The organism is Paracoccus albus, assembly GCF_027913035.1.
In the GTDB taxonomy this organism is placed as follows: domain Bacteria; phylum Pseudomonadota; class Alphaproteobacteria; order Rhodobacterales; family Rhodobacteraceae; genus Paracoccus; species Paracoccus albus.
On the sequence record NZ_CP115775.1, the window covers coordinates 2487921 to 2507818 of the forward strand.

Consider the following 19898-nt stretch of genomic DNA (forward strand, 5'->3'; position numbering starts at 1 on the left):
TTTCCTTCAGAAAAGCGACTTGCGCAGCATATTCAGGGCAACAAGCATCAGGAAGAAGGCAAAGAACTTCTTCAGCATCTTCGCATCCAGCCTGTGAGCAAGGCTCGCGCCGAGTGGTGCCGTAATGGTTGTCATCACAATGACAATCAGGAAGGCCGGAATATTAACGGCACCGATGGTGCCGGGCGGCGCATTCTCGGTTGGGGTCAGGAGGAACAGCAGGGCCGAGGGCAAGGCAATCAGCCCGCCAAACCCCGCCGCTGTCGCCACGGCACGGTGTATGGGCCGCCCGTGCAGCGTCATGATCGGCACCCCGATAGAGCCGCCGCCAATGCCCAGCAGAACCGAGACGAAACCGGTCAGCACAGCCATCACATATTTGACCGGGCCCTGCGGCATCTCATCAGCCAAGCGCCAGCTGGCGCGGCCAAACATCATATACACAGCGATCACAACGACCAGAACGCCGAAGATCACCTGCAAGGTCTGCGTTCGCAATGCAGAGACCATAAGCACGCCAATCGCGGCGCCGATGGCAATACCGGGCGCCCATGCTTTCAGGATGGGCCAGTCGACGGCGCCTTTGCGGTTATGGGCCATGACCGAGCGGGCCGATGTGACAATGATCGTCGCAAGTGACGTCGCCAGGCAGATCTGCATAAGATCGTCGGAACCATAGCCCGCCGCGCTGAACAGATAAAAAAAGGCGGGCACCAGCACGATGCCGCCACCGACACCCAGCAAACCCGCCAGAACTCCGGCGAACGCACCCACCAGGGCAAGGGTCAGTGCGGGTAGGATCAGATCGGTCATGCGGCCTCCATCGCGTTGCGGACCTGATCCAATGCCGCGTCGTAAAGTGCAAGTCCCTGCGCAGGGGTTGTTGCCTTCGATGCGCCCTCACTGAGGGCCCTGCGCCACAGTCTTGCGCCGGGACGGGCGTGGAACAGCCCCAACATGTGGCGGCTGATCTGATGGATCCGTGCACCCTCATCCAACCAGACAGCGACGCGCGCGCGCATCGCCAACGCAGCATCCACAGGATCGGCGAAAGGCGGGCGCTCGTTCCAGAACCTGTCGGCGGCACCAAGGGAATCCCAAGGCTGGTGATAGGCAGCACGACCGATCATGACACCATCCATGAGTTTCAGCTGCGCTTCGGCCGTGTCAGGCGTCACACCGCCGTTGATGGACAGGTGCATGTCCGGAAACTGCGCCTTCATCCGATGAACGAGTGGATAGTCCAGAGGCGGAATTTCGCGGTTATCCTTGGGGCTCAGCCCTTCAAGCCACGCCTTGCGGGCATGAATGGTCACACGGCGCACACCGGCATCCCGCATCCGGGCAAGAAAGTCGGGCAAGACAACTTCAGGGTCCTGATCGTCAACGCCGATACGGCATTTCACCGTTACCTCTACCGGGCTTTCAGCGATCATGGCGCGAACGCAATCCGCCACAAGGCCGGGTGTTTTCATCAGAATGGCACCAAAGCAGCCGGACTGCACCCGGTCCGATGGGCAGCCGACATTCAGGTTGATCTCGTCATAGCCGAACGGCGCGGCCAAAGCCGTGGCCTGCCGCAACTCCTCCGGGTCAGAGCCGCCGATCTGAAGTGCAACCGGATGTTCCGCACCATCCTTGCGCAACAGCCGCGCGCGCGGACCGTGAATGATCGCCGGTGCGGTGACCATCTCTGTATACAGTAGCGCCCGCCGCGTCAGGCAGCGGTGAAAGCCACGGCAATAACGATCCGTCCAATCCATCATCGGCGCCACACTTAGCATAGCATGTTGATTTATTTGCATTTTTAACGTATCATCAATTTGTTAGCAGACCTCGCTCTACGCCGGACTACGCCCTGATATCCCCTAATTCGCCCCTTTACGACGACTCATTGCACACAGAGCGCACACGAACATGGCCTCCATCACCAAACTTCCCTCTGGCGCATACCGGGTCCAGATCAGACGAAAGGGCCGCTACGCAAGCGAGACCTTTCTTCGCCGTGACGACGCCCATCGTTGGGCACGCCAAGCGGAGACCCGCGTCGATCAGGGACTGGCACCGAACACTTCCTCGATTGCTCGCGTACAGACCTTCGGTGACCTGATCAATCTGCATATAGCCGATATGTGCGAGGTAGGGAAATCTCCGCGCCGAAGCAAGGCTGCAACACTTGCGGCTCTCAAACGCGATCTGGGCAATGAGAAGATCGGTCGACTCGACCGGCAAATGCTGATCGAGTACGGTCGTAAGCGAGCAGATCAGGGTGCAGGGCCAGTCACGCTTGGGATCGACATCGGCGTCATCAAGATGATCCTGACCCATGCGGCGGCGGTTCATGGCCTCGAAACCTCGCCCGAGCCTGTCGACCTCGCGCGGGTCGCACTAAAACGCTTGGGGCTGATTGGAAAGGGAATCGAGCGGGATCGGCGCCCAAGTCATGCTGAGTTGAAGCGTCTCTTCGATTGCTTCGACGCAAATGAGCGCCTCACCTTGCCAATGACGCGATTGGTTCAATTCGCTATCGCCACGGCCATGCGGCTCGACGAAATCTGCCGGGTCGAATGGGCAGACCTCGATGTTGACCGGCATATGCTTTTTATCAAGGACCGAAAGGACCCGCGCAATAAGTCGGGCAACGACCAGCGGATTCCGCTCTTTGCAGCAACAGGGTTTGATGCCTGGGCTCTTGTGATGGCGCAGGCCAAGCAGTCAGGGCGAGTAAAGGGGCCGATCTTTCCTTATAATTCTCGCTCTGTCGGAACCGCGTTCCGTCGCGCCTGTACTGAAGCCGACATCAAGGACCTCCATTTCCACGACCTGCGGCATGAAGCAACAAGTCGGCTTTTCGAGATGGGTCTCGCCATCGAGCAGGTCGCGCTGGTGACCGGGCACAAAGACTGGAAGATGCTTCGCCGCTACACGCATATTCGTCCCGAAACTCTGCACCAAATCATCGCGGTACGTGCGCCCAACCCCTTGCGTAACTTCGCTGCAGAATAAATTCACTTGGACAAGACCATAACTGCATAAGCCGGGACTGGCCCGGATATTGAGTGCGGGGGCAGGATTTGAACCTGCGACCTTCAGGTTATGAGCCGATCAGAGGGAAAATTGCGAAATCTAGCGATTTCAGCGCCTTAGGTGACAACCGTTTGATTTATTGCGATTTCCATGTCGACGCTCAACTGCATTGAGCGACATCCGACGGAACAACCTGCACGAAAACTGCAGCCAAGGGTTGAGGTGGCGTTGAGGTAGATGATTTTTCCAGCATCGTAAGTCCGCCAACAAAAGTGCGACCCATGCGTTGCCAGCAAGAGAGGGCTCGCTGAGAAAAAACTCACATTGACAACGGTCGTCTTAATGTCGTCGCCCTGATGGAAAGCCGCGTCATCTGTTTTGGACTACCCTGATCGGGCTGAAACCGAAATTTCAAACCCACACGCCGCTTCCTCAACCCTATAGCTTCACCCGTTTCAGCCGCAGCGCATTGGCGATGACCGAGACCGAGGACAGCGACATGGCCGCCGCCGCGATCATCGGCGATAGCAGCAGGCCAAAGACCGGATAGAGCAGCCCGGCCGCCACCGGGATGCCCGCGGCGTTGTAGATGAAAGCAAAGAACAGGTTCTGTCGGATATTGCGCATGGTGGCCACGGCGAGCTTGCGGGCGCGGACGATGCCGGTCAGGTCGCCGCCCAAGAGGGTCAACCCGGCGCTTTCCACCGCCACATCCGCCCCGGTGCCCATGGCAATGCCCACATCCGCAGCCGCAAGCGCAGGGGCATCATTCACCCCGTCGCCGGCCATGGCGACCTTGCTCCCCTTGCTGCGCAGCCCATCGATCAGGTCCTTCTTGCCCTCAGGCAGCATTCCGGCGCGGACCTCGTCGATGCCCAACCGGTTGGCCACGGCCTGCGCCGTGCGTTCATTGTCGCCGGTTGCCATGATCACCTTGATGCCCAGATCGTGCAACTCGCGGATCGCCGCCTCGGCGGTGGGCTTGATCGGATCTGCCACGGCGACCAGACCCGCCAGCCTGCCATCCAGCGCGACGAACATCGCAGTCTTGCCCTCACCGCGCAGGCGGTCGGCAGTGTCCTCGCCCGTGTCGCAGTCGATGCCAAGCGACGTCATCAGCGCGTTATTGCCAAGCGCCACATCGCGTCCATCAACCTTGCCAATCACCCCCTTGCCGGTGATGGCCTCGAATTCCTCGCCATTGCCAAGCCTCAGCCCACGCGCCTTGGCACCCTCGACGATCGCCTCGGCCAGCGGGTGTTCGGATGCGCGTTCCAGCGCGGCGGCGGCGGCCAGCAACTCATCCTCGGGCACATCGCCGAAGCTGGTCACATCGGTCAGCGCGGGCTTGCCTTCGGTCAGCGTGCCGGTCTTGTCGACGATCAGGGTGTCGACCTCGGCCATCAGTTCCAGCGCCTCGGCATTCTTGACCAGCACGCCGGCCTGCGCACCGCGCCCCGCCGCCGTGGTGATGGAAATCGGCGTTGCCAGCCCAAGCGCACAGGGACAGGCGATGATCAGCACAGAAACCGCCGAGGCGATGGCGAAGACATAGGACGGGCTGGGGCCGAAGATCAGCCAGACGAAAAAGGCCGCGATGGCGATGACCACCACCACAGGCACGAAGATCGCCGAGACCCGGTCGGCCAGCCCCTGAATCGGCGCCTTGGACCGCCGCGCCCCGGCGACCATCTGGACGATCTGCGACAGCACCGTATCGGCGCCGACATCGGTGGCGCGGATCGCCAGCGTGCCGTTCTTGTTGATCGTGCCGCCGGTCACGCGGTCGCCCTGCACCTTTTCGACCGGGACCGGCTCGCCCGTGATCATGCTTTCATCGACGGAAGACCGCCCCTCGGCCACCTCGCCATCGACCGGCACGCTGTCGCCGGGGCGCACGCGCAAGAGGTCCCCCGCCACGATGTTTTCCAGCGGCGCATCGTATTCCGTGCCATCGGGCAGGATGCGCCGGGCGGTCTTGGGCGCGAGATCCATCAGCGCCCGGATCGCATCGCCGGTGCGTTCCCGCGCCCGCAATTCCAGCACCTGCCCGACAAAGACCAGGGCCACGATGACCACGGCGGCCTCGTAATAGGTGCCGACGGTTTCGCCAATGCGGTATTCCTCGGGGAAGATGCCGGGCAGAAAGGTCGCGAACAGCGAATAGGTATAGGCCGCCCCCACCCCCAGCGATATCAGCGTCCACATGTTCGGCGAGCGGTTTTTGAAGGAATCCAGCCCGCGCTGAAAGAAGGGCCGCGCCGCCCAGAGCACGATGGGCGTGGCCAGCAGGAATTCCAGCCAGACGGCGGTGCGGTGCCCGATCCAGTCGCGGACCGGAATGCCCACCATCTCGCCCATGGTCAGGATCAACAGCGGCACGGCGGCAGCCACGCTGACCCAGAGCCTGCGGGTGAAATCGGTCAGTTCGTGGCTGGGTTCGTCCGAGGGAATCATCGGCTCCAAGGCCATGCCGCAGATCGGGCAGGCGCCAGGTTCGTCTCGGACGATCTCGGGATGCATCGGGCAGGTCCACTGCGTGCCTGCCGGGGCGGATTTTTCGACCTTGACCGCCGCGCCCGAGGCGTAGAACCACGGATCGCCGTCGAACTTCGACTGGCAACCGTCCGAGCAGAAATAGAAGGTCTGTCCCTCATAGTCGCGCTGACGGGCCTCTGGCTTGATCGTCACCTGCATGCCGCAAACCGGGTCGATGGCCTTGCCGGGATCAGCCTGTGCCGGTGCGCCGCCGTGTGTCCCGTGATCGTGATGCCCGTGCGAATGATCGTGCTTGTGGTCCATGACTCTCTCCCGGTAGATACCTGTAGGGGGTATATCAGACTTGCTCTATACCCCTTGAGGGTATAGCACAAGCCGCAGTTGTTGAAGATCGGAGCCCTCCTTGGCGCATGACAAGCAGAACCGAGACGCGATCCTGAAGCGGCTTTCCCGCCTGAACGGTCAGGTGCAGGGCGTGTCGCGCATGGTCGAGGACGGGCGCTATTGCGTCGATATCCTGAACCAGACCGCCGCCATCCGATCCGCACTGCGCGGGGTCGAACGCCTGCTGATCGAGGATCACGCGCGCAGCTGCATGGAGGACGCGATCCAATCCGGCGATCAGGACCGACAGCGGGTGATGTTCCGCGAGGTCGTCGAGCTGATGGAAAAGGTGCGCGACTGATGCGGTTGCTGCTGTCGGCCCTGCTTGCCGTCATGCTGGCGGTGACGATGCCATTGGCGCTGACCGGCGCAGCCTCGGCGGAAGCATCGCCGACGACCTCGAAGGTCGAAACATCCCTCTCGCCAGCCGCGCATGAATGCTGCACCCCGCAGCCGGATTCTCCGCATGGCGACTGTGCGGCCTGTGCCGCCATCGGCCATTCCGAAGTCACGCCGAACGCGGCCCGCTTGCCACGCCGAATCCGGCACATTCCCCCGCTGCATGACATGAAGTCCGCCAGGCCGCGCTTGCCGCTGCCCCCTCCGCGATCCGCTGCTCTCTGACGCCACCTGGCCCGATGGGCCTGCAAGCTGATCAATTGCGCCAGGAGAGGGGCGAATGCCCCTACGGCGCGCAATATACTGAAGGACATCAGATATGAGCAATCCCAATTTCTCGCGTCGCGGGGCGATCCTGGCGGTCGCGGCGATGCTGTCGACAACCTCTACCCTTGCCTTTGCCGCCACCGGCTCGGACGAAAAGCCGAACCTGCTGAGCATCACCAAGGACCCCGGCTGCGGCTGCTGCGGCGCCTGGGCCGATCTGGCCATCGAGGCGGGGTTCGAGGTCGAGACGACCGAAACCAGCGATTATGTCGGCATGAAGCGTGACGCCGCTGTGCCCGAAAACCTGTGGTCCTGCCACACGACCCGGATTGGCGGCTATATCGTCGAGGGCCATGTGCCCTTCGCGGCCATCAGGCAGCTTCTGGAACAGCGCCCCGATATTACCGGTATCGCCGTGCCGGGGATGCCCGCCGGATCGCCGGGAATGGGCGGCGAGGTCGAGGCCACCGCCGAGGTCATCGCCTGGGGCGGCATTGCCGGCGATGGGCGCGCCTTTCCGCTGGACGGGTAGCAGATGACGCGCTACGCACTCATCCTCGTCGCAGCGGCCGGTCTGGCCGCTGCGATCCTGATACTATGGCGCGGCAGCGGGGCCACTGAACCATCCACGCATGATCAGGCCGTCATCGCGCTCGGCCAGCGGCTCTACGCCGACAACTGCGCCACATGCCACGGCGCCGATCTGGAGGGCCAGCCGGACTGGAAGATTCCGCTGGACAATGGCCGCTATCCGGCGCCACCGCATGACGAGACCGGCCACACATGGCATCATGCCGACGCGCTTCTGGAACGCATCATCCGCGACGGCACCGCCGCCGTGGTCGGCGATGGCTATGAAAGCGACATGCCCGGCTTTTCTGATTTCATGAGCGATGCCGAGATTACCGCCGTTCTGGCTTTTATCAAATCCACCTGGCCGGAACGCGAGCGCGCGATCCAGAGCCGCATCACCAACGACAGCGCGCCATGACCTCCCGGCGCGTCACCACCATAGCCGAGGAGTTTCCCAATGCAGATAAGAACCGCCGCAATCGCCCTGACGCTTCTCATCCTCGCCGGATGCGCAGCCCAGAGGCCCGATATCGCCGCCGAGGAAGCCTCGCCCTATCCGATCCCGAACGAGGTCGTCGCCATTGCCGGCCCTAACCAGGACCTGACCACGGCGCGCCTCGACCCGGCGGATGACTGCTATTGGTACTACCACGCAGGTCCGGTCGAAACGACGCTGGTGCCGCTGCGGGCCGCGAATGGCAACCAAATCTGCAACGCAAAACCGGTCTGACCCATCAGGATCGCCGGAGGGCAGCAGACTAGCTTATCGCTGTCACGCTGCCCTCCGGTGAATAGAGATAGGCGGTCGAACCGATCTGGACCCGCGGGTAGAGCCCGTTGATATGGGCCATGACCATGCGGACGCAGCCGGAACTGGCGCGGCTGCCGATCGAGGTCGGAAACGGCGTACCGTGAATGCGCAGATAGGTATCGCGGTCGCCGAGGTAGAGGTAAAGCGCGCGCGAACCCAGCGCGTTCTGGGGGCCGGGCTCGACGCCACCCTCAAATTGCGCATAGATCTCGGGCTCGCGCTCGATCATGTTCCGTGTCGGGGTCCAGTGCGGCCATTCGACCTTGCGCTTGATCGTATAGGTGCCCGGCTCATACAGATCGCCCCGGCCGATAGCGACGCCGTAGCGCATCGCCGTGCCACCCTCTTCGATGTGGTAAAGGTATCTTGCCACGGCATCGACATGAATATCGCCCGGCACCAGACCAGCATTCGCGACGATCCGCTGCGGCAGGAAGCGCGGATGCAGACCCCAGGGATTGGGGCCACCGGCTTCCACCTCGGCATCCCAGGCGGCCTTCTGCGTCGCGTCGGGCCAGGTCGATGCCATTAGCGGATTGGCAGCGGCAGCCGAGAACAGGGCGGTTGTCGTCCGAATGAAATGTCTGCGTGTCAGCATGTGATTGCTCCTGATTTATTTCTAACTTGAGAGAAAGTGGTAAATGAAGCGAGTTCAGCGCCCATCTACCTCTGGCGTCGCCGCAGGTCCGCCTTCCAGATCGGCGATCAGCGCCTTCATCTCGGCGATTTCCAGCGTCTGGGCCTCGATGATGCTGTCCGCCAGCGCCCGCACGCGAGGATCCGAGATATTGGCGCGGGTGGATGTCAGAATGGCGATCGAATGATGCGGGATCATTGCCTTCATCCACGCGGTGTCGTCGACCGTCGCCTGACTCCGGACCAGAAACAGGCCAAAGGCAAATGCCAGAATTGACAGGCCCGCGACGATCATGTTGGCGCGTTGGTTGCGATACATGCCCAGCATGAAGGCCAGCATGATCAGCGCCATGGCGCCGCCCATATACAGCGCCATCCACATCCGGGTCTGACTGAAAAAGACATGGTCCATCGCCCAGGTATTCAGATACATCAGCCCGAACATAATCACCGTGGAGGTGACGATCATCGCGGCAAAGCGGCCATAGCTTCCACCGCTCATGCTTCCGTGGCTCTTGTCTCGATCAGAATGATTCATCGCATTATCCTTTCGTGAAATTTGTCAGTTCCGGCGCGAGGCCGCGACCAGTTCGGCCAGATCCGACGATGAAATCGCTCCAAAGCGCGAATCTGATCCGGCTATAAAGGTTGGTGTGCCGGCCAAACCCATCGCCTCGGCCAGCCCATTGGACTGCTGGATATGCTGAGCAATCTCCGGGCTGTCCATGTCGCGCTGTAATTGCTGGGTGTTCAGCCCTATAGATCGCGCAACACGCAGGACACCGGCCTTTTCAGCCCGGGGTTTCTGCCCCATCAGGGCGCGATGAAAGTCGGCGTAGCGGTCCTGCTTGCGCGACGCCAGCGCCGCGCGGGCCGCGAAAACCGAACCATCGCCGAAGACCGGCCATTCCCGCATCACCATCCGCAAGCCGGAATCGGCTCCTAACACGGCATCCACCACCGGCATCATCGCTCGGCAGAATTGGCAGTTATAGTCGAAGAACTCGATCAGAGATGCGTCGCCGTCTGGATTACCGAAGATCGGTGCATTCGCGTCGTGCTCAAGCTGCCTGCGGAATTCGGGTGGAAGCGAATGACCAGCCCAAGATAGGCGCGGTGCGATGGCCATCGCCGGTGCGGTAAGGGCCAGGGTCAGGATCATGCGTCGCTGAAACATCATGTCACTCCCTTCACGCCGAGACCGCGAACGTCGTCATCATGCCGCTGGCAAGATGCGGCATGTGGTGACAATGCAGCATCCATTCCGCCGCCTCGCCCGCATTCAGCGCCACCGTGACCATCGACATGGGCGGCACATAGACCGTGTCGCGCAATGCACCGGAAAACCGCCTGCCATTGATCGCGACGACTTGGAAATGATGGCCATGCAGATGCATGGGATGACCCATCATCGACATGTTGTGGAACATGATCTCGACCCGCTGACCCGACTTAGCCGCGACGGGCACGCGTTCCTCGAACACGCGGTCATTGATGGTCCAGCGATAGGGCTGCATCTGCCCACCCAGCATCACCATGGGTGATGCATCGGCAACTCGTTCCGTCAGCGGAGCAACGGCCCGCAAGGCGGCTTCCTGCGCAAGGTCAATATCGAATGCAGGTGCCGCATCGTCGGCCATTCCGAGAATGACCGGCACGATGGCGCCAGCGGTCGCAAGGATCAGGCCGGTTCGTTCATGCGCCCCCTCGCGCAGCGCAAGGATTGGCCACGCGCCGCCGCCTGCGGGCAGGTCAATTTCGATATCCAGGCGCTGCCCCATGGCCAGACCAAAGCGCGTTCCTGGCAAGGGCTGCACCGGCTGGCCATCCACAGCGACAAGCCGACCCGAAACCTCGCCGCTATCGAGCCAGAACACCGTGGCAGCAGCCCCGTTGATGACCCGCAGCAGGACCCGGCCACCCTTTTCTACCCGCACAACTTCCGGGTCGCCCAAGGTGCGGTCATTCACCAGATAGGCATCGAAATCGAAGTCGTTCAGGTCCATCTGCATCCCGGCCATACCGGGCATGGACATGCCGCTCATTTCCGACATCCCATTCATGGCCATACCGCTCCCCATGTCATGACCGGCTGGTTGCGATATTTCGGCTTCGGCGGCCTCGTCATGCCCCTTTCCCGAGCGGATTTCGTCCAGCACCTCTTCCGGCGGGCGGAAGGAAAAATCATGCAGGAACATGGTGACCTCTTGCCGATCAACTCGCAGATCCTCAGGGCGGCGGACGATCAGGGGTGCGGCCAGCAACTGCATCTCCTGAATGGGCACATGGCTGTGCATCCAGTGCGTGCCTGCTGCGGCCTCAAAATCATAGGCACGCGTCTCTCCTGGCTTCAGCAGCGGCATCGGCATATCGGGAACGCCGTCCTGCGCGTTCGGCGGGATCTGTCCATGCCAATGAATGATCGTCGGCTCGGTCAGATCATTGGTCAGGTCCAGCAGGAAACGCTGGCCCGGATCCAGAATAAGCCCGGGTGTTCCGTTGCCGTTGATCAGCCCGAAAACCGTGGCGGCGCGGCCATCGATGTCAAGCGTGCGCGTAGTTGCCTGCAATGCCAGCGCGGCTGGCTGAGCAAAGCCCGCGCGCGGGATGGCAAAAGCTGCGGCCATGGCAGCGGATGCGGTCAGAAAGCCGCGGCGATTCAGTGTGCAAGTCATATGAATAATCCATCAGGCCCCGTAGGGCGAACCATGTTCGGCACCATGAAAGGTGCGGCAAGCAAGTGTTCAGATGGATTTCGGAGGGCGGTATCCGGGGCCGACCAGAAGGCCCTCACGTGTCACCGATATAGAGTGCCATTTCAGCGAATGCTCTGTCTCAACAGGCGCAAGTTGCGCGGCAGCAAGCCAGGGCGTAGGTGTGCCGACACATACAATCGCACAGGCATCGGTCATATCGTGCCGAGAGGTTTCCCCCGGAGAGCCGTGCTCATGCCCGCCTTTGTCACCGGGATGGCTGATCGAAGCGACAACGTGATCGGCCGACAGTCCGGCTGTGCCAGCACTTTGCCCATGCTGCGTCACGCCCGCGAACACGAGCAGGACAACAAGCAGAGAATATATCGCGCGGCACATCATGTGGTTGAGTTGGAACCGATGAAACTAGCTTGACAATAAGCAGGACAGGCTCTCGTTGCAATTCACGGTTTAATCAACAGAGGGTGTAGGTTTCTCCCTTCAAAGCCATTGACCGGCAGCCCTCCCCCGAGGTTCTGCCACCTTCCGCCTCCCTGCCGGTCCGACCGGCGATGTATGACTTGCCATGCGCGTGAGGCTGAGCCTCATGTGGGATGCAAGAAGGAGGCGCTGGGCATGGTGAAGCGATTGAGACTGAACGAAAAATCGGTGCGGGAGGCGGTGCCGGAACCGGGCCGGGACTACCAGATCTTCGACAGCGAGGTGCGGGGATTTGCCATCTGCATCTATCGCTCCGGCAACCGCGCCTTCACGCTGGATTATCGCCATGCAGGGCGACAGCGGCGGATGACGCTGGGGCGCTGGCCGGAATGGTCGACGGCAGCGGCGCGGGAACGGGCGAAGGATCTGCGGCGCGACATCGATGCCGGTGGCGATCCGCTGGGCGCGAAAGAGGACGGACGGGACGCGCCCCGGTTCAGGGATCTGGTCGACCGCTATGCCGAAGTGCATCTGCCCAATCTGGCGAAGACCAATGCCTCGGATCAGCGCTCCATGCTGTCAAAGCTGGTTGGACCCGAGTGGAACAACCGGCTGGTGACCGAGATCACACCCTATGACGTGGAAAAGCTGCTGAACCGCATCGCCGAGGGTCGTTCCCGACCGCACAAGGCCAAGCCCAACAACCGCGTCCGCAAGCTGCAGGGATCGAAGCCCACGCCGGTGCGCGCCAACCGCGTCGGCGAGGTGCTCCGCAAGATGTTCACCTATGCGCAAAGCTGGGGTTGGCGCGAGGATAACCCGGCCTCGGGATTTCGCCGCCGGATCGAGAACCCGCGCGAACGGTTTCTGAGCCAAGAGGAAATCCGAAAACTTGCCGCCGCGCTGGACGCGGCCGAGGATCGGCGGGCTGCCGATATCATCCGGCTCTGCATGCTGACAGGGGCGCGCGTCGGCGAAGTCCGGCAGGCAAGGTTCGAGCATTTCAATCTCGAACATCTCAGCTGGTCGAAGCCTGCCAGCATGACCAAGCAGCGGAAGATTCATCGTCTGCCGATCTCGGACGAGGCAGCCGCAATCGTCCGCCAGCGCCAGTTGCTGGTGCCGCGCGGCTGTCCGTTCCTGTTTCCCGGCGATGTGCCGGGCCAGCCTGTGAAGGAAATCCGCCGCTTCTGGCATCAGATCCAGAAGCAGGTGAACATTCCCGATGTCCGCATTCACGACTTGCGCCACACCTTCGCCTCGCTACTGGTCAGTGGCGGTGCGTCACTGGAAATGATCGGAAAGCTCTTGGGTCACAGCCAGACGCAGACCACTGCACGCTATGCCCATTTGATGGATTCACCCCTGCGTGCTGGCGTCGATGCCGTGGCCAGCGCCTTCCGGCCGAAGCCGGTGCTGGTGCATGATGCCGGGGCGCAAGATGATCAGGCGCGCAAAAGCGCCTGACCAATAGTCGGCTTCTCGCAAGGGGCGCTATCGGGTTTCCCGCAGCGCCCGCCAGATCGGGGTCAGTCGCCTTCGGATCGTACTCTCATCAGGTATCTCGCGACCCGGAGAGGTCTTTGCGAACCAGTCCTGAACTTCCGCAACCCATTCACCCTGCGTTGCTGGCAAACCATCTTCGTGCAAACGGACCATCTGGGAAATATACAGCCCTTCCCAGTCATAGCGCGATGGCGCTCCGCCGGGGTCTGTTGCGCGCTTGGCGAGACCATGGGCAATCTCGAATTCATAAACCTCGCTGACAAGGATCAGCAGGTCGGACAGTTCGACAGTAATGTAATCCTCGGGATCCGCGATCATTATCCAATCCTTCGTGCCAACCGGCCGAAACCGTCGGATCACGCGGCGTTGCGGCCCGCTGGCCCAGCGCCGGAACATGCTGAGGATATCGACCACGGGCACCACGACCAGCCCTGACAGGATCGTTCCGTTCTGCTGGATCGGCTCGATCGCCATGACGATTTCCGGCTTTCCTGCGACAGCCCACCCCGCCAGATCATCGAGGCTGCAATCCCATCTGATCGCGACCTCCTGAACCGTGAAAAACGTGCGTTGCGGCAATCCCATCTTCTTTCCTCTCCCTGCTCTTAGGCGCTGGGCTGTCCTTCTTCCGGCCGCAAAGCGCCTTGCCTCAGTCCTCTCGCGCGCAGACACAGCTTTCCCGAGCACGGGCCTTGAAAAGGCTCGCGTCGCTCGACCGCATCCGGCGTGATTGGCCGACTTCTTCACCACCAGAGCGAGACTTGTCCAGACGATTTCACTGGGGATAACCGAGTCTTTGTTCTTGACATGTTCCAGCCCCAACAAAGGCTGAATCTGTCACCGGCAACCGGCAGAACCGGTTCTGCCGGTCGCCGGATTTTGCCTCTTGACAGCCTGTCTCGCAATGCATCCGCATCGCCAAACCCAGCAAAACATGGGGTGGCATAACCTCCGGGAGGTTACGCCACCTTCCGCCTCCCTGCCGGGCCTTTTTATGTGATTGTTCTTCTCCCCGTCAGCGGCCCGGTCCGGGCGATGCAAGATGGAGGCAAGAGCATGACACAACCCATGAGTGCGGAACCGGCAATTGAACCGCGCCTGCTGCGCGGCTGGATCAGCCGATACGATCTTGCGCAGGAACTTGGCCTGACGGTCGATACGCTGGGGCGCTGGGAGCGCCGCCGGAAAGGCCCGGCCTGTGTCCGTGCCGGTCGCAAGATCTTTTACCGAATGAGCGTTGTGCAGGACTGGTTGCAGTCGCAGGAAATGCCGCGGGTCGCAGAGAAGTCCGCCAGCAAGGTGCGGGGGCGGAAATGAACGCTATGACCCAGATTCCCGATGCCGCTATCGATCATAGCTCTGCGACCGATACTGCCTGCCCGCCGGACTGGCCCGCCCAGCGCCTCTCTGAGGCCCGGGGCATTGTCGCCGATTTCGTCCATCACCCGGACAGCCTGATCATCCTGGCCTGCCGCGCCATCGCCGCGCACAGCCCCGAAGATCAGGAACGCCGCGAGGCCTTGGCCCTTGCCGGTCTGCTGATCGCCGTGTCGAACCGCAAAGCGAAACGTGGTGACGCATGACCCGCCGCACGCCAGAGGCCGATATCCAGCGCGCCATTGTCCACACATTGCGGATCGTCCTGCCCCGCGATGCCATCATCCACCATTCCGCCAATGAGGTCGGATCGGGCAGCAAACCCGCACGCCAGCGCCAGGCGATCCTGACCGGCATGGGCGTATTCCCGGGCTTCGCCGACCTGATCGTCCTGACCGGCGGTCAGGTGTTGTTTCTCGAAGTGAAGAGCCCCTCTGGCCGTCTTAGCCCCGCCCAGAAGGCGTTCCGCGACATGGCGAAGGCCCAAAGCTTCGGCTGGGCGCTTGTCCGCTCGGTCGAGGACGCGCTGGGCGCCTTGGCCGATCACGGCATCACAACCAGGGTGCAGGCGCTGAACAAACGTCAACGGCCGAGCGCCTCGGCGTCCCGGAGGGCCTGCGCATGAGCCATTTCGCGACCAACTGGGCGATCCTGCAGCGTGGCCTGAAGCCCGCCACCAAGATCGTGCTCTGGCATCTCTGCGACCGCCACAATCCCGATTTCGGCTGCTTCCCGACGCAAGTGCGATTGGCCGCAGACTGCGAGATGTCGGTGTCATCGCTGAACGATCATCTCCGGACGCTGGAAGAGGCGCGGCTGATCCACCGGGTTCGATGCCACGATCCACAGACGCATCGGCGTCAGGCAACCCGATACATCCTCGGCTTCGAGGACCGGTTTCCGGATCCTTCAGGCGATGGCGACAACAGCGATTCCGAGCCCGAGGATGGTGATGGCAGCGACGATCCATGTCCGGATTCCAGAGATGGAGCCATCTCCGAAAAATCGCCAAAGCCATCTCCGAATTTGGCCGGTTTCCATCTCCGAAATTCGGAGACTAACCCTGTAAGAGAACCTTTAAGGGAACCAGTAAAGGAGGAGGAGGACGCGCGGGCGCGCGATGATCGATTTGAAGAGCTTTTCGCAAACTTGCTCGACGCCCTCGGTTTCGACACCGATGCCGGCCTTCCGGGCTGGTGGCAGGGCTGGCCACCTCGCGAACATGTCCGCCGCTGGATCACCGATCTCGGGCTGACCGAGGATCGGATCGTCGCCGTGGCCCGGGACAGCCGCAGCGCCCATCCCAATCCGCCGGACGGGCCGAGGGCGCTGGACAGGGCGATGGAACGGGCGGCAAGGAGCGCCGAGGCCGGGAAGCTCGCTGACGGCGACAAGCGCCGGAAGCGCGGCGGCAAGCCAGCCGACGCACCTCGCGCCAGTATGGACGAGATCGCGGGTTTCTATGCCAGCATGGTCAACGGCGACGGCTACCTGCCCTCCAACGCAATCTCGAACACGGTGCGCAATGCCATGCTGGAGCGAGGGCTGGTCACGCCGGAACGGCTGAGAATGCGGGGTGTGCTTTGACGGTTCATCCCAGCTTCCCGACCAAAGGTGGTCAATCCACCCGCACCCGCCGCGCGCTGGGCGCCCAGCAGGCCTTGGAATGGGCTTTTCGCATCGAGAAAGCCCGGCTGGACCTGCCAGAGCCTCCCGACCCCGAACGCGGCGAAGGTCTGGGCTTCGGCCTCGAATACGTGCTGATGCAGCGCGCCGCACTGGGCTGTCGCATCGACGGCGGGCGGTACAAGCCGGACAGTTCGACGCACGAGGATGCCGAGGTCGTCGCGGCCTGTGTCGCAGGCTTGCCGACCTCGCTCGGTGGCTTGCGCATGGCGATCCGCATCGCCGAACTGGCCCGCGCCGGCTTGACCCCTGACTGGATGCCCGGCGCCGTTCCACGCTGTGTCCCGGTCGAGATGAAGCGCAACCAGCACGGCGAACGCTCGATCACCATCCCAGTCGGCACGACCCGGGTGCTGTCGCGCGGCAAATGGCGGACGGTCGAACTCCGCGCCTGCCCAGTTACCTTCTCGCCGCATCCGGACCAGATCGCCGCCGCGCGTCGCCACTACGCGCAGTGGTGGCGGGCCCTGCGCTGGGTGCGGGACGGGCTGATCGCGGGCGGCATGCTGCGCAATATCGAAGTAACGGATACCCTCCCAAAACGAGAGCCCTGGCAAGCCAGCGGCCGTGTATGATGACCCTGAACCATCACGGCGTTGGCGAAGGATCAGGTTTGAAGGCCCAGTATCGCGACAGGAAAAATGTGAACACCGCAGCGAGCAAGGTCGAGAAGAGCAGAGCCAGCTCCGCCGGTGTCGTTGCAAGCTTCAACAACAGCGCAAGGCCCGACTCATTGGCGATGAACCCAAGGACTGCAACAATAGCAAAGCGGGATAGCGAGTTTTGCGCATCCACACCATGCCCGGCGAAGGTGAACAGGTGATGCCCCCAGAAGCTGACCATGAATGCGGTAGCGAAGGCTGCAGAATTGCCGATCAGCGGTGCAACGCCAAGCCGGATCAGCATGATCGCGACGGCCAGATGCACCAGCGTCGCCGCCCCTCCGGTAAGGACGAAACGCGCGGCGGCGCCTAACATTCGGGCATCCCGGCAATGGTGACATCTTCGGCAATCAAATAGCCGGGGCGACCTTTGACTTCGCTGAAAACGCGCGCCAGATATTCGCCCAGCACACCGATGGACATCAGCTGGATGCCGCTGAAAAAGAAGATTGCCACCGCCAGTGTCGACCAGCCCGGCACGTCATGGCCCAGAAACAGGGTGCGACTGGCCAGGAATAGCCCATATAGGATCGACAGCGAGGCCAGGACCATGCCGATCCCGGTCCACATGCGCAGAGGCCAGTCGGTGAAGGCGGTCAGCCCGGTCATCCCAAGTTTCAGCAAACGGCGGAAGCCGAATTTGGTGCTGCCCCCACCGCGCGGCTGCAATTCGACCGGGATCGCAAGCGAGCGGAAGCCGACCCAGGCATAAAGCCCCTTCATGAAGCGGTTGCTCTCTGGCAGGGCACAAAGTGCATCGACGACCTTGCGGTCCATCAGCCGGAAATCGCGTGCACCGGCGGGCATGGGCACCTCGCTGCCGATGTTCAGGAAGCGGTAGAAGGCGGCGGTGCAGCGGCGTTTCAGCCAGCTTTCGTCGTCGCGATGGGCGCGGACCGCATAGACGATCTCATAGCCTTCGCGGTATTTTTCCAGCATCGTGTCGACATAGCGCAGGGGCTCTTGCAGGTCGGCATCGAGGATCACAACAGCCCTGCCCGCCGCATGCCGCAGCCCGGCCATGATCGCCTGCTCTTTTCCGAAATTGCGCGACAGGCGCAACACGCGGACCGGCACGCCCCAATGGCCAGACTGAACCAGTTCAAGGGTGGCATCGGTACTGCCATCATCGACCACCAGAATTTCAGACTGCGGAGCAAGCCTGCGCGCCTTGCGCGACACCCGGTTCAGTGTTTCCGCAATATTCTCCGCCTCGTTGAAGGCGGGTATGACGAAGGACAGATCCGGCGCCGTCGGTCCGAGGTCGATTGCCCGTGGCATGGTGTTTGCCGTTTCGCGGGTGATATTCTGCATGCGACTCATCATTTCACCTCGCCTGCGGCAGGGGTTACGAACAGGACGTGCCGTCCATATTCACCCAGGTTTTCAAGTCCCAATGCCGTGGCCTCTGGCGCCAAGCCCGGTGGTACAGAGAACGCGGCCGGTGTGCTGTCGGCGGACAGTCGGGCCAGGTCGTCGATCTCAATCGCCTGCGCCTTACCCTCCGAATAAAACTCGGCCGAGTAGCTGCGCCCGCCAACGGTATAAAGCGGTGCGCCGGACAACGCCGTATTGGCGGCGGCGACCAGTCCCCTGTCCGTTTTCAGCCGGATCTGTTGCGGTGCAAAAATGGCGGCCGAAGTCAGCAAGAGGAAAACCGCGAAGATCGCCGATGTCGCGATGGCAAACACTGCGCGCGCCACACGGCTCGGCTGAGGCCCGATTACTTTTGCGAACAGCGTGACCAGCAGAACGGCGGCGGCAGGCAGGCCCGGTAGAACATAGGCGGCAAGGATGTTGGATGCCGGTGTGAACAGCAAAAGCGGCGACACAGCCCAAAGCAGCAGATAGATCAGCCAGCCAGAGCGATCTTGTCGGACGGTCGTGAGGGTCTCGCCGGGACGGGTCAGCAACAAGGCCGGAACCAAGCTCCAAGGCAAAGCCGCCATCAGCCAGAACAGCCAGATCATTCCCTTTGCTTCCTTATGCCCGGACCCGTAAAGATCGCCTTGCCAGCCGGGGGTCAGGAAGCGCTGAATGTGCTCGCCAATCAGGAAATAGTGCAGGAAACCGGGCGTGGCAATTTCGGCGGCGACATACCAAGGCACCACCAGCACCATCAGCATCGTTATGCGCCGTTTCCACAGAAGCTGACGCAACAGGTGCCAGTTCCGCGTCAATGCCAGCCAAAGCGTCAGCGGGATGGCACAAAGGACCACGGCCACCGGACCCTTGGCAAGCATTCCGATCGCCAGCCCCAGGAAAACGGCATAGCCCCAGCGGCTGCCTGCCCCGCTGACCGCCTGCCAGAACCCGACCATGACCAGTGTCGTGCCAAGGACCATCGGCATGTCGGTCATCACAAAGGCGGATGCGCCAAAGAACATCGCCATCGTTGCCAGTACGACAGTCGCGACCAGTGCGGTGTTTCGCCCAACGTTATCGCGCACCCAGAGCCAGACGAGAAACAGCACAGCCAGCGCCGTCAGCAGGATTGGCAGGCGCGCGGCGGCTTCATTCACGCCAAACAACTGCATCCCGCTCGCCGACAGCCAGGTATGTAGCGGCGGCTTACCCCAAAAGGGCACGCCATAGTCGAATTGCGGCGTCAGCCAGTTTCCGGTCTCGACCATCTTGCGCGCGATTTCTGCATAGCGCGCTTCGGTCGTGTCGGTGAAAGGCACGGCAAACATCGCCCAAATGCGCAAAAGCCCGGATCCCGTCAGAACAGCGAGCAGGAACCGACGTGCGGTGTTGTCCAGCTGCATATCCTGCAGCGTCGGGCGCAGAATTTGCCGGGCGTGCGTCGCGGCCGGCCGCTGGGCCGAATAGGCCTCGGTTATTGTCATTATCTGGTCCTGCTTGATAGGCGGAGAGCTTGTGTTCGCCGCCATTTACCAAGCGAGACCTGTCCGCGCCGTTGCCGGAACTATAACA

24 protein-coding genes are annotated in these 19898 nt (G+C 62.1%); 12 read left to right on the forward strand and 12 right to left on the reverse strand.

Annotated elements, in window-relative coordinates:
• Positions 1 to 6: 6 nt before the first annotated feature.
• Both PAF20_RS12485 and dusA read right to left on the reverse strand, forming a co-directional pair.
• The gene (locus tag PAF20_RS12485; RefSeq protein ID WP_271070955.1) at positions 7 to 813 is read right to left on the reverse strand and encodes a sulfite exporter TauE/SafE family protein; all 807 of its coding nucleotides are present in this window, start codon (positions 811 to 813) and stop codon (positions 7 to 9) included.
• Positions 810 to 1805: a tRNA dihydrouridine(20/20a) synthase DusA gene (dusA, locus tag PAF20_RS12490; RefSeq protein ID WP_271070956.1), complete on the reverse strand. Its 996-nt coding sequence runs from the start codon at positions 1803 to 1805 to the stop codon at positions 810 to 812. The genes PAF20_RS12485 and dusA overlap by 4 nt, the downstream gene beginning before the upstream one ends.
• A gap of 112 nt (positions 1806 to 1917) precedes the next feature.
• On the opposite strand from dusA, the gene PAF20_RS12495 reads away from it, so the two are divergent.
• Positions 1918 to 3006, forward strand: coding sequence for a site-specific integrase (locus PAF20_RS12495; protein ID WP_271070957.1), 1089 nt, complete (start codon positions 1918 to 1920; stop codon positions 3004 to 3006).
• 459 nt (positions 3007 to 3465) lie between these two features.
• On the opposite strand, the gene PAF20_RS12500 is transcribed toward PAF20_RS12495, so the two are convergent.
• Complete coding sequence (locus PAF20_RS12500) at positions 3466 to 5829, reverse strand: heavy metal translocating P-type ATPase (protein ID WP_271070958.1); 2364 nt, start codon at positions 5827 to 5829, stop codon at positions 3466 to 3468.
• Positions 5830 to 5929: 100 nt separating this feature from the next.
• Here PAF20_RS12500 and PAF20_RS12505 point away from each other — a divergent pair, with 100 nt between their 5' ends.
• The 5 genes from PAF20_RS12505 (at position 5930) to PAF20_RS12525 (ending at position 7879) form a co-directional block, all read left to right on the forward strand.
• Positions 5930 to 6211, forward strand: a complete 282-nt coding sequence (locus PAF20_RS12505; protein ID WP_101459771.1) for a metal-sensitive transcriptional regulator — start codon at positions 5930 to 5932, stop codon at positions 6209 to 6211.
• Positions 6211 to 6534 (forward strand): hypothetical protein, encoded by a 324-nt coding sequence (locus PAF20_RS12510; RefSeq protein ID WP_271070959.1) that lies wholly within the window; start codon positions 6211 to 6213, stop codon positions 6532 to 6534. Before PAF20_RS12505 ends, PAF20_RS12510 begins: the two co-directional genes overlap by 1 nt.
• 94 nt (positions 6535 to 6628) lie before the next feature.
• Positions 6629 to 7108, forward strand: a complete 480-nt coding sequence (locus tag PAF20_RS12515) for a DUF411 domain-containing protein (RefSeq protein WP_271070960.1) — start codon at positions 6629 to 6631, stop codon at positions 7106 to 7108.
• Between the two features lie 3 nt (positions 7109 to 7111).
• Positions 7112 to 7567, forward strand: coding sequence for a c-type cytochrome (locus tag PAF20_RS12520; protein ID WP_271070961.1), 456 nt, complete (start codon positions 7112 to 7114; stop codon positions 7565 to 7567).
• 39 nt (positions 7568 to 7606) lie between these two features.
• Positions 7607 to 7879 (forward strand): hypothetical protein, encoded by a 273-nt coding sequence (locus PAF20_RS12525; protein ID WP_271070962.1) that lies wholly within the window; start codon positions 7607 to 7609, stop codon positions 7877 to 7879.
• Positions 7880 to 7907: 28 nt separating this feature from the next.
• On the opposite strand, the gene PAF20_RS12530 is transcribed toward PAF20_RS12525, so the two are convergent.
• The 5 genes from PAF20_RS12530 to PAF20_RS12550 form a co-directional block, all read right to left on the reverse strand.
• A complete protein-coding gene (locus tag PAF20_RS12530) occupies positions 7908 to 8558 on the reverse strand; it encodes a L,D-transpeptidase (RefSeq protein ID WP_271070963.1) in 651 nt (216 codons plus the stop codon).
• Between the two features lie 54 nt (positions 8559 to 8612).
• Positions 8613 to 9065 carry a DUF305 domain-containing protein gene (locus PAF20_RS12535; protein WP_271073329.1) on the reverse strand — a complete coding sequence of 151 codons (453 nt, stop codon included), beginning with the start codon at positions 9063 to 9065 and terminating at the stop codon, positions 8613 to 8615.
• 93 nt (positions 9066 to 9158) lie between these two features.
• A complete protein-coding gene (locus PAF20_RS12540; protein WP_271070964.1) occupies positions 9159 to 9773 on the reverse strand; it encodes a DsbA family protein in 615 nt (204 codons plus the stop codon).
• Positions 9774 to 9786: 13 nt separating this feature from the next.
• Entirely contained in the window at positions 9787 to 11271 is a 1485-nt protein-coding gene (locus tag PAF20_RS12545) for a multicopper oxidase family protein (protein ID WP_271070965.1), read from the reverse strand.
• A 69-nt stretch (positions 11272 to 11340) separates the two neighbouring features.
• Complete coding sequence (locus PAF20_RS12550) at positions 11341 to 11691, reverse strand: hypothetical protein (RefSeq protein WP_271070966.1); 351 nt, start codon at positions 11689 to 11691, stop codon at positions 11341 to 11343.
• Between the two features lie 234 nt (positions 11692 to 11925).
• Between PAF20_RS12550 and PAF20_RS12555 the strand changes: the two genes are divergently transcribed.
• Complete coding sequence (locus PAF20_RS12555; RefSeq protein ID WP_271070967.1) at positions 11926 to 13197, forward strand: tyrosine-type recombinase/integrase; 1272 nt, start codon at positions 11926 to 11928, stop codon at positions 13195 to 13197.
• A 27-nt stretch (positions 13198 to 13224) separates the two neighbouring features.
• Here PAF20_RS12555 and PAF20_RS12560 read toward each other — a convergent pair whose 3' ends face one another.
• Positions 13225 to 13821: a hypothetical protein gene (locus PAF20_RS12560; RefSeq protein ID WP_271070968.1), complete on the reverse strand. Its 597-nt coding sequence runs from the start codon at positions 13819 to 13821 to the stop codon at positions 13225 to 13227.
• A 471-nt stretch (positions 13822 to 14292) separates the two neighbouring features.
• Between PAF20_RS12560 and PAF20_RS12565 the strand changes: the two genes are divergently transcribed.
• From PAF20_RS12565 to PAF20_RS12585, 5 genes are read left to right on the forward strand one after another with little or no spacing between them, the layout of a single operon-like run.
• Positions 14293 to 14553, forward strand: a complete 261-nt coding sequence (locus PAF20_RS12565) for a helix-turn-helix transcriptional regulator (protein WP_271070969.1) — start codon at positions 14293 to 14295, stop codon at positions 14551 to 14553.
• Between the two features lie 5 nt (positions 14554 to 14558).
• A complete protein-coding gene (locus PAF20_RS12570) occupies positions 14559 to 14819 on the forward strand; it encodes a hypothetical protein (RefSeq protein ID WP_271070970.1) in 261 nt (86 codons plus the stop codon).
• Entirely contained in the window at positions 14816 to 15238 is a 423-nt protein-coding gene (locus PAF20_RS12575) for a VRR-NUC domain-containing protein (protein WP_271070971.1), read from the forward strand. The genes PAF20_RS12570 and PAF20_RS12575 overlap by 4 nt, the downstream gene beginning before the upstream one ends.
• Complete coding sequence (locus PAF20_RS12580; protein ID WP_271070972.1) at positions 15235 to 16200, forward strand: helix-turn-helix domain-containing protein; 966 nt, start codon at positions 15235 to 15237, stop codon at positions 16198 to 16200. Before PAF20_RS12575 ends, PAF20_RS12580 begins: the two co-directional genes overlap by 4 nt.
• Positions 16197 to 16874 carry a hypothetical protein gene (locus PAF20_RS12585; protein WP_271070973.1) on the forward strand — a complete coding sequence of 226 codons (678 nt, stop codon included), beginning with the start codon at positions 16197 to 16199 and terminating at the stop codon, positions 16872 to 16874. The genes PAF20_RS12580 and PAF20_RS12585 overlap by 4 nt, the downstream gene beginning before the upstream one ends.
• Positions 16875 to 16887: 13 nt before the next feature.
• Here the strand turns inward: PAF20_RS12585 and PAF20_RS12590 are convergent, their stop codons facing one another.
• Genes PAF20_RS12590 through PAF20_RS12600 form a run of 3 tightly spaced genes read right to left on the reverse strand, consistent with a single transcriptional unit; the run spans position 16888 to position 19810 of the window.
• Complete coding sequence (locus PAF20_RS12590) at positions 16888 to 17277, reverse strand: GtrA family protein (protein WP_271070974.1); 390 nt, start codon at positions 17275 to 17277, stop codon at positions 16888 to 16890.
• Positions 17271 to 18284 (reverse strand): glycosyltransferase family 2 protein, encoded by a 1014-nt coding sequence (locus PAF20_RS12595; protein ID WP_271070975.1) that lies wholly within the window; start codon positions 18282 to 18284, stop codon positions 17271 to 17273. Before PAF20_RS12595 ends, PAF20_RS12590 begins: the two co-directional genes overlap by 7 nt.
• Positions 18284 to 19810, reverse strand: a complete 1527-nt coding sequence (locus tag PAF20_RS12600) for an ArnT family glycosyltransferase (protein WP_271070976.1) — start codon at positions 19808 to 19810, stop codon at positions 18284 to 18286. Before PAF20_RS12600 ends, PAF20_RS12595 begins: the two co-directional genes overlap by 1 nt.
• Positions 19811 to 19898 lie beyond the last annotated feature (88 nt).

Bases quoted from the DNA above. Each gene is read 5' to 3' on its own strand.
- PAF20_RS12485 (WP_271070955.1), bottom strand. From the start codon at position 813: ATGACCGATCTGATCCTACCCGCACTGACCCTTGCCCTGGTGGGTGCG.
- dusA (WP_271070956.1), bottom strand. From the start codon at position 1,805: ATGCAAATAAATCAACATGCTATGCTAAGTGTGGCGCCGATGATGGAT.
- PAF20_RS12495 (WP_271070957.1), top strand. From the start codon at position 1,918: ATGGCCTCCATCACCAAACTTCCCTCTGGCGCATACCGGGTCCAGATC.
- PAF20_RS12500 (WP_271070958.1), bottom strand. From the start codon at position 5,829: ATGGACCACAAGCACGATCATTCGCACGGGCATCACGATCACGGGACA.
- PAF20_RS12510 (WP_271070959.1), top strand. From the start codon at position 6,211: ATGCGGTTGCTGCTGTCGGCCCTGCTTGCCGTCATGCTGGCGGTGACG.
- PAF20_RS12515 (WP_271070960.1), top strand. From the start codon at position 6,629: ATGAGCAATCCCAATTTCTCGCGTCGCGGGGCGATCCTGGCGGTCGCG.
- PAF20_RS12520 (WP_271070961.1), top strand. From the start codon at position 7,112: ATGACGCGCTACGCACTCATCCTCGTCGCAGCGGCCGGTCTGGCCGCT.
- PAF20_RS12525 (WP_271070962.1), top strand. From the start codon at position 7,607: ATGCAGATAAGAACCGCCGCAATCGCCCTGACGCTTCTCATCCTCGCC.
- PAF20_RS12530 (WP_271070963.1), bottom strand. From the start codon at position 8,558: ATGCTGACACGCAGACATTTCATTCGGACGACAACCGCCCTGTTCTCG.
- PAF20_RS12535 (WP_271073329.1), bottom strand. From the start codon at position 9,065: ATGATCGTCACCTCCACGGTGATTATGTTCGGGCTGATGTATCTGAAT.
- PAF20_RS12540 (WP_271070964.1), bottom strand. From the start codon at position 9,773: ATGTTTCAGCGACGCATGATCCTGACCCTGGCCCTTACCGCACCGGCG.
- PAF20_RS12545 (WP_271070965.1), bottom strand. From the start codon at position 11,271: ATGACTTGCACACTGAATCGCCGCGGCTTTCTGACCGCATCCGCTGCC.
- PAF20_RS12550 (WP_271070966.1), bottom strand. From the start codon at position 11,691: ATGATGTGCCGCGCGATATATTCTCTGCTTGTTGTCCTGCTCGTGTTC.
- PAF20_RS12555 (WP_271070967.1), top strand. From the start codon at position 11,926: ATGGTGAAGCGATTGAGACTGAACGAAAAATCGGTGCGGGAGGCGGTG.
- PAF20_RS12560 (WP_271070968.1), bottom strand. From the start codon at position 13,821: ATGGGATTGCCGCAACGCACGTTTTTCACGGTTCAGGAGGTCGCGATC.
- PAF20_RS12565 (WP_271070969.1), top strand. From the start codon at position 14,293: ATGACACAACCCATGAGTGCGGAACCGGCAATTGAACCGCGCCTGCTG.
- PAF20_RS12570 (WP_271070970.1), top strand. From the start codon at position 14,559: ATGACCCAGATTCCCGATGCCGCTATCGATCATAGCTCTGCGACCGAT.
- PAF20_RS12575 (WP_271070971.1), top strand. From the start codon at position 14,816: ATGACCCGCCGCACGCCAGAGGCCGATATCCAGCGCGCCATTGTCCAC.
- PAF20_RS12580 (WP_271070972.1), top strand. From the start codon at position 15,235: ATGAGCCATTTCGCGACCAACTGGGCGATCCTGCAGCGTGGCCTGAAG.
- PAF20_RS12590 (WP_271070974.1), bottom strand. From the start codon at position 17,277: ATGTTAGGCGCCGCCGCGCGTTTCGTCCTTACCGGAGGGGCGGCGACG.
- PAF20_RS12595 (WP_271070975.1), bottom strand. From the start codon at position 18,284: ATGAGTCGCATGCAGAATATCACCCGCGAAACGGCAAACACCATGCCA.
- PAF20_RS12600 (WP_271070976.1), bottom strand. From the start codon at position 19,810: ATGACAATAACCGAGGCCTATTCGGCCCAGCGGCCGGCCGCGACGCAC.